Genomic DNA, 4069 nt, shown 5'->3' on the forward strand with positions numbered 1-4069 from the left:
AGCCGGGCCTGGCCGTCTCGCCGCTGGTCGTGCCGTTCCCGACCATCCCGCCGATCGCCGGGGTCGAGATCGCCACCGGCCGCGCCGGCTTCTACAAGCACGAGCGCCCCGACCTGCTGCTGATGCGCTTCGCCGAGGGCACCTCGGGCGCCGGCGTCTTCACCCGCCACGGCGTCGGTTCGGCTCCGGTCGACTGGTGCAAGCGCCAGCTGGCCGCCAGCGGCGGCGCCGACGTGCGCGCTCTCGTGGTCAACGCCGGCTGCGCCAACAGCTTCACCGGCAAGCCCGGCGCCGACGCCGTGCGCCGCGTGGCCACGGCCGTGGGCAAGCGCTTCGACTGCCGCCAGCGAGACGTGATGATGGCCTCGACCGGCGTCATCGGCGTGATCCTCGACGACAGCAAGATCACCTCCAACCTGCGCGAGGTGGAAACCCGCCTGACGCCGGACGGCTGGGCCGCCGCCGCCTCGGCGATCATGACCACCGACACCTTCCCGAAGGGCGCCTACGCGACCGCCGTGATCGACGGCCACGAGGTCAAGATCGCCGGCATCGCCAAGGGCTCGGGCATGATCGCGCCGGACATGGCGACCATGCTGGCCTTCGTCGCCACCGACGCGGCCATCGCCCCGGCCGCCCTGCAAACCCTGGTGTCTCTCTACACCCGCACCACCTTCAACTGCGTGACGGTGGACGGCGACCGCTCGACCAACGACACGCTCTTGCTCTTCGCCACCGGCCAGTCGGGCGCGCCCAAGATCAGCCGCCCCGGCGACAAGCGCCTGGCCGACTTCCGCGAAAAGCTGGAAGGCGTGCTGCTGGATCTGGCCCTGCAGCTGGTCCGCGACGGCGAGGGCGCCACCAAGTTCGTCAAGATCACCGTCAACGGCGCCGAGAGCCCGCTGTCGGCCCGCAAGATCGCCCGCACCATCGCCGAGAGCCCGCTGGTCAAGACCGCCTTCGCCGGCGAGGACGCCAACTGGGGCCGCATCGTCATGGCCGTCGGCCGCGCCGACGAGCCGGTCAACCGCGAGAAGATCAGCGTCAAGTTCGGCGACCTCTTCGCCGCCCGCGACGGCCTGGTCTCGGCCGAATACGACGAGGCGGCCATGAGCGCCTACATGAAGCACCAGGAACTCGAGGTCACCGTCGAGGTCGGCGTCGGCAAGGGATCCTCCACCGTCTGGACCTGCGACCTGACCAAGCAGTACGTGGCGATCAACGGGGATTATCGGTCGTAGGCTTGCCCCCTACTGACCTAGCCCCTCCACCGTAAAACCCCCGCGAAAGCGGGGGCCCAGGCTTTTTCTGAAGCCCCGGATGCTCGACGATAAAACACCTGGGTCCCCGCTTTCGCGGGGATTTTGCGGGATAGGAACTGTCACCCCTGCTCGCTCCGCGCCCGCACGTCGGCCAGCGTGTGGTCCACCAGCAGCGCGCCGTCCTCCCAGACCGTGACCATGGCGTCGGTCCAGCCGGCTTCCACCGCCTCGTCCTCGCCGACGGCCACCGTCCGGTACTCGCCGGCGTCGTTCCGTTGCAGCATCAGCCGCCCGGCCTTGGAGCGCTTGCCCGGGTCGGTGATGGGGTTCTTGCTGACGTCGATCCACACCCCGTCGACCTTGGCGGCCGAGCACTTCAGGGCGAAGCGCTGGGTGTCGCGGTCGAGCTGCTGCAGCAAGCCGCCGCCCATGCCGAAGGCGATGTTGTCGGCGCTGAAGCCGTCGGCGATCACCCGCTCCAGGATGGCCGCGATGCTGACCGGGTTGACCCCGTCGCCCTGGATCACCCGCACGTGGTTCAGCACCTTGTAGCCCTTGGCGTTGACCGTGCTGCCGAAGGCCTCGTCGAGACGCTTCAGGGTCTCGGCGACGATGCTGACGGGATCACCGGAGTCGGGCCGCACCACCAGGGTCGCGCCGCTGGCGATCACTTCGTCCCGCAGCTCCTGGCCCCAGATGCGGCTGACGGCGTCGAACAGGTCGTAGCTGTCGGACACCACCGAGAACAGGGCCCCGGGCCTGCCGAAGCTATTGAGCATGTTGCGATAGGCGTCGGCCTCGCGGTCGCGGCCCCAGCTGGTGATCGTGCTGTGCTCGGCGGCCGGGATCGAGAAGGCGGCCATGGGCTCGCCATACCAGGCGCGCCCGGCCTGCACCGCCGCCAGGGTGTCGCTGCCCAGGAAGTTGACTAGGTGCGCCAGGCCCCCGATCGCGGCGCTCTCCCGGCTGGAGACGCCCCGCGCCCCGAAGTCGTGCAGCTTGAACGGCAGCTGGCCGGCCGGATCGTCGCTGGTCTTCTCCAGCGCCGCCCGGATCGTCTGCTTGACGCCCCAGCTGGTGGTGGCGACGGTCACCGGATACCAGACCCGCAGCAGCAGGGTCTCCAGGTACGACGGCAGCCAAAAGCACTCCGGGTCGGTGTTCTCGATGGTCATCAGCGCCTGGTGCGTCGGCACCACCGCGCCCTCCGGCACGGCGCGGATGCGCACCGGCAGGCGGCCGCCATGCACGTCGACGATCCGCCGCCAGCCGGCCTCGTTGAACGGCTCGCCATGCGCCGCCAGCAGCTCGGCGGCCTCGTCGACCATGGCGTGGGTCACCGGCCTGGCCAGCGCCGTCTTCAGGATCGCCTGCAGGCCGAAGAAGACCGTGCGGTCGTAGCGCCCGCCCCGGCTCTCCACATAGGAGAAGGCGCCCGTGGTCCCGGGCGGATATTGCAGCCAGTGGCTGGCCTTGTAGCTGTCGGTGTCGAGGATCAGGTTGTCGAACATCGCGGAAGCTCCTTCGCGCGGGGTGACCGTCTCGTCTCTCAAGGCGGGTATGGTTTGAAAGCCTCGTCAGGCGGCGCCGACGAAGTGTTCGAGGATGTGGAAGTGGTCCTCGAAGAACTGCTCCTCCATCAGCAGCGCCTCGCTGACGGGAACCCAGCGCGCCTGCTCGGCGTCGTCGGAGCCCTTCACGCGCGGCAGCGGACCGGCGGGGAAGTCGAAGTGGAAGGCGTGGGTGATCGTGCGTCCGCGCAGCGAGCGGTCGGGGTGGTCGAACACCCGCGCGGCCCTGATCGAGCCGCGCAGCACCGCCGGCGGGATCTTCAGGCGCGTCTCCTCGTGCAGCTCGCGGATCGCGGCGGCCTGCACCGTCTCGCCCTGGTTCACGAAGCCGCCCGGCAGGGCCCACAGCCCCCGCCCCGGCTCGGCCCGGCGGCGCACCAGCAGCACGTGGCCGGAATGCACGACCACCGCGTCGGCGGTGACGAAGGTCGGCGGATAGGGCGCGGCGGCCCAGGCCTGGCGATAGGTCTTGATGAAGGCGTGCTCGCGGGCCAGCTGGGCGTAGGCGGGCGAGCCGTCGCGGAAGGCGCCCAGCATCTCGAACACCGGCCCGGGCACATTGGCCTCCACGAGGCGCAGGCCGCCCGCCTCGCCGGCGAACAGCCAGTCGCGCAGCTCGGTGGCCGACAGCACGTCGGCGTGCCGCACGTCGACCAGCTCCCACTGCGGAAAGGCGGCCAGGTAGGTCGCGGTGGCGTCGTCCTTGTTGCGGCCGATCAGGCCGATGGTTGCGCCCTCATCCGCGCCGTCCCTGGCCACGGCCTCGGCGACGATGCGCTGCACGTCGCCCACCCACAGGGTGTCGCCATAGAGGCGGTCGCGCAGCGGCGCCAAGATCAGCCGGGCCGCGTCGTCGCCGGCCGCGGCGCGGATCATCACGGCCCGTTCGCCGGCGTTGAAGGGGTTGCGGATGGTGCGCGGCTGACCCGCGCTCCCGGTCAGCACGATCACCTTCTCCGCCAGCCGCAGCGCATGTTTCAGCACGCTGGCGTGGCCGTTGTGGAACGGCTGGAAGCGTCCGATCAGGACGAGATAGTTGAAGCGCATGAGACTCCCTCACGCCGATGTCCGCCGCCAGTCTATCCGGCGACATGGGTTATGCTAACTTTGAGCAAAAGGGTCTGTCAACCCCGGCGTGCAGGGCTCGCCTTCTTTAGGGAAACCCTCTAGGGAAATCCTCTCTCATGGAGAGAGGGAGGGGCCCGCGCCGTAGGCGTGGGAGGGTGAGTGGGTAGG

3 protein-coding genes are annotated in these 4069 nt (G+C 69.8%); 1 reads left to right on the forward strand and 2 read right to left on the reverse strand.

From position 1 onward, the window contains the following. The coding region (gene argJ, locus DMC18_RS22065) for a bifunctional glutamate N-acetyltransferase/amino-acid acetyltransferase ArgJ (protein ID WP_233248256.1) at positions 1-1241 on the forward strand (1241 nt) is incomplete at its 5' end. 140 nt (positions 1242-1381) lie between these two features. Here the strand turns inward: argJ and DMC18_RS22070 are convergent. Together DMC18_RS22070 and DMC18_RS22075 are read right to left on the reverse strand one after the other, a co-directional pair. Then, a complete protein-coding gene (locus tag DMC18_RS22070) occupies positions 1382-2773 on the reverse strand; it encodes a nicotinate phosphoribosyltransferase (RefSeq protein WP_110118195.1) in 1392 nt (463 codons plus the stop codon). Between the two features lie 66 nt (positions 2774-2839). Beyond that, a complete protein-coding gene (locus tag DMC18_RS22075) occupies positions 2840-3880 on the reverse strand; it encodes a bifunctional nicotinamide-nucleotide adenylyltransferase/Nudix hydroxylase (RefSeq protein ID WP_110118196.1) in 1041 nt (346 codons plus the stop codon). Positions 3881-4069 lie beyond the last annotated feature (189 nt).

This window comes from Caulobacter sp. D5, assembly GCF_003185805.1.
GTDB lineage: Bacteria > Pseudomonadota > Alphaproteobacteria > Caulobacterales > Caulobacteraceae > Caulobacter.

Coding starts and splice junctions, on each gene's coding strand:
- DMC18_RS22070 (WP_110118195.1), bottom strand. CDS start 2,773: ATGTTCGACAACCTGATCCTCGACACCGACAGCTACAAGGCCAGCCAC.
- DMC18_RS22075 (WP_110118196.1), bottom strand. CDS start 3,880: ATGCGCTTCAACTATCTCGTCCTGATCGGACGCTTCCAGCCGTTCCAC.